This window comes from Thermomicrobiales bacterium (assembly GCA_023954495.1).
GTDB lineage: Bacteria > Chloroflexota > Chloroflexia > Thermomicrobiales > CFX8 > JAMLIA01.
Map to the genome: position 1 here is coordinate 1 of JAMLIA010000146.1, position 3,046 is coordinate 3,046.

The 3,046-nt window shown below is 64.2% G+C and carries 4 protein-coding genes; 1 reads left to right on the forward strand and 3 read right to left on the reverse strand.

Annotated elements, in window-relative coordinates; genetic code table 11:
* Positions 1–376 (reverse strand): phenylalanine--tRNA ligase beta subunit-related protein (locus M9890_15665; protein MCO5178392.1); only part of this gene is annotated, 376 nt, incomplete at its 3' end.
* A gap of 97 nt (positions 377–473) precedes the next feature.
* On the opposite strand from M9890_15665, the gene M9890_15670 reads away from it, so the two are divergent.
* Complete coding sequence (locus tag M9890_15670) at positions 474–1,910, forward strand: amidohydrolase family protein (GenBank protein ID MCO5178393.1); 1,437 nt, start codon at positions 474–476, stop codon at positions 1,908–1,910.
* 51 nt (positions 1,911–1,961) lie between these two features.
* Here M9890_15670 and M9890_15675 read toward each other — a convergent pair whose 3' ends face one another.
* Together M9890_15675 and M9890_15680 are read right to left on the reverse strand one after the other, a co-directional pair.
* Positions 1,962–2,366 carry a DUF4332 domain-containing protein gene (locus M9890_15675; GenBank protein MCO5178394.1) on the reverse strand — a complete coding sequence of 135 codons (405 nt, stop codon included), beginning with the start codon at positions 2,364–2,366 and terminating at the stop codon, positions 1,962–1,964.
* Between the two features lie 185 nt (positions 2,367–2,551).
* Entirely contained in the window at positions 2,552–2,890 is a 339-nt protein-coding gene (locus M9890_15680; GenBank protein MCO5178395.1) for a zinc-ribbon domain containing protein, read from the reverse strand.
* Between the last annotated feature and the right edge of the window lie 156 nt (positions 2,891–3,046).

Genomic DNA, 3,046 nt, shown 5'->3' on the forward strand with positions numbered 1-3,046 from the left:
CGATGTGGTCGTCAATCGCTGAGATGTCGAAGACTGCCACCGGGATGGCGAATGCCAGCGAGGTCGCGTTGCACAGGTCGATCAGTGGATGCAGCCGTGGGAGTGTGCCCGCTTTGCGGAACCGGCGCAGGAGCGACTCCGACGCGCAACGGTATTGCGTTGGCTTGAGCCCCATGCGGGCGAACGCGCGTCGCCAGGCCTGAATCTCAGCCAGCTGGCTCTCGGTCGTTGATTCCAGCCGCGTGTGTGCGATCTCAGTCAGGTCGGCCACGGCTGAATCGACGTTTGCGGCGCTGGTGATGCCGCCAACCCGGATGACTCCGGCAGCAAGCTCGGGGAATTCGCGCCAGATCTCGGGTGCGTGTTCGAAGTACATGGCTGCTCCTTGCGGTAGGGTGCTGGGATGCGCGTTCGATCAGGATAGGGATAATACGGGAACGACCAATCGAACAGTGGTGGGGAGGATCGCACAGGTGGCAGACCGCATCAGAATCAACGCGCGGGCGATTGTGGCGTTTCAGGATGGCGAGCATCGCATCCTGGAGAACGGCTGCGTCGTCGTCGAGGGTAACGAGATCATCCACGTCGGCAGGGATTTTGACGGCCAGGCCGATCAGACGATCGACGCGCCGGATCGCGTCATCACGCCCGGCTTCATTAATTCGCACACGCACCTGGCCGGCTCGCCGCTGGATAAGTCGTTCATCGAGGATCGCGGGCGGCGGCAGTTTGCGCTGTCCGGCCTGTCGGAGATGCTGCCGGCTCGTAGCCAGGCGATTGACCGCGAGGGGCAGGAAGCCTGCGTCGATTTCTCGATGGCCGAGCTGATCCGCACCGGCACGACGACGGTGATGGAGATCGGCCCGATCGGCGACTACGTGGCCGACGCCGCCGAGAAGTCCGGGCTGCGCGTCTACATTGGCGACATGTACCGCTCCGGTCGCTGGCTGACCCGCGATGGCAAGAAGATGGAATACGACTGGAACGAAGAGGCCGGGATTGCCGGCTTCCACAAGGCGGTCGAGCTGATCGAGCGCATCGACGGTCGGGCCAATGGCCGCATCAAGGGCTTCCTGACACCGGCACAGGTCGATACCTGCACCGAGGAGCTGCTGCGGATGAGTCGCGAGGCGTCGGACAGCATGCAGGTGCCGCTGGCGCTGCACGTCAGCCAGTCGGTCTTCGAGTTCGACGAGATGATCCAGCGCCACGGCATGACGCCGATCGAATGGCTGGAGTCGATCGACTTCCTCAGCGAGTGGAACATCCTCGGCCACGCGATCCTGATCGCCGGCAACAGCTGGGTGCAGTTCGCTGGCGACGATCTCTCGATCCTGGCGCGCCACGGTGCGTCGGTCGCACACTGCGTCTGGGTCTTCGCCCGCCGTGGCATCGTCATGGAGGCGTTCCCGGACTATCTGGACGCCGGCGTGAACATGACGCTCGGCACCGACACCTCGCCGCAGTCGATGATCGAGGGGCTGCGCTGGACGGCGGTGATCGGCAAGATCATGTCGCGCCAGACCGAGAAGTCGACCGCTGCCGACGTCTTCAACGCCGCAACGCTCAATGCTGCGAAGATGCTGCATCGCGACGACCTCGGCCGCATCGCGCCGGGCGCGAAGGCGGACCTGCTCTTCTGGGACGCCGGGTCGCTCTTCATGGTTCCGCTGCGTGACCCGATCAAGAACATCGTCTACAACGCCGCTGCCGAAGACCTGTTGGACGTCATGATCGATGGCGCATGGGTGCAGCGCGACAGCACGGTGCTCAACGTCGATGAGCGCGCCGCGAATCAGCGCCTGCAGCACGCCGGCGAGCGGATGTGGAGCGAGATGGGCCCCGGCGACTGGGCCGGGCGTGGTGCAGACGAACTCTCGCCGCAGTCGTTCAAGCGCTTCGAGGGCTAGGAACGTCAACTGCGCAGGGGCGACGTATGCCGCCCCTGCGCAGTATGGTGGCTAGTGGCTAACGGCGCGGTCGAGCGTCTTGGCGTGCTCGACCCAGCCGGAGACGGCGGTGGCCGAGGGCAGTTGGCGGACGAGCTTCTTCGCCGCGTTCACCTCGGTCATCGCAGCGTGCAGGTTGGCGGCGTTGCGCCGGGCCAGCTCCAGCACGCTATCGACGCCGGAGGCTTCCAGCAGGTCGGAGTACTGCGTGCCGACGCCACGTATACGCATCAGGTCGGCGCGATTGACCCACTCCAGAATGCGGGATGCATCGACGCCGATCTTTGCGGCCAGCTCGTCGCGACCCTTGGCGGCCCCGGCGGCGCGGAGCAGACCCTCGGTCGTCCGGATTCCGGCCCCGGTCAGCTTTTCCGCATACACTGGCCCAATGCCCTCGATATCGATGATCTTCGCCATAGATACCCCCTTCGGGCTACGCGGTGAGCCCGGTCACTGATCGTGACCGGCACGTTGATGTGGATCGATGGCGGTAGTGTACGACTGGAATGGAAATAGGGGAGGAAATTGGGCAAAAACGAAACCCTCCGGCCAAGGGCAGACCGGAGGGTTTCGTGTGTCAGTTCAGCGTTGGTGCTGGTGAATTACCAGCGGTCGTAGCTGCGCTGCTGCCGGCGCGACTGGAAGCAGTCGGAGCAGTAGACCGGCTTGCCACTGGTGGGGACGAAGGGGACCATGGTCTCCTTGCCGCACTGGTCGCAAGTGGCAGGGTGCATGGTGCGATCGCCGCGCGGTGCGCCACCGTCTGAGCGGTAGCCACCGTTGCCACCCTGGCGGGCGGCCTTGGCGGCGCGCCGGCAGTCCGGGCAGCGTGAGGGCTGGTTGGTGAAGCCCTTCTCGGCGTAAAACTCCTGCTCACCGGCAGTGAAGACGAACTCCTGGCCACAATCACGGCAGGTCAGGATCTTGTCGGTGACACTCATCAGTCGTGTCTCTCCTCGTGGATGTACCGTCGTTCTCTCGACGGCTTTACTTAGGACTCCCGTGGCTCACGTGATTCAGCGGGAGAGGCCTCGGAGACACGCCCTTGTTGTCACCGTGATCTTCGCGCGGAATTCCATGTTCCAGTTACTTATTCT

What these genes read in the sequence shown, in the direction of transcription:
- M9890_15675 (MCO5178394.1), bottom strand. Translation starts at nt 2,366, where the DNA reads ATGGCGAAGATCATCGATATCGAGGGCATTGGGCCAGTGTATGCGGAA.
- M9890_15680 (MCO5178395.1), bottom strand. Translation starts at nt 2,890, where the DNA reads ATGAGTGTCACCGACAAGATCCTGACCTGCCGTGATTGTGGCCAGGAG.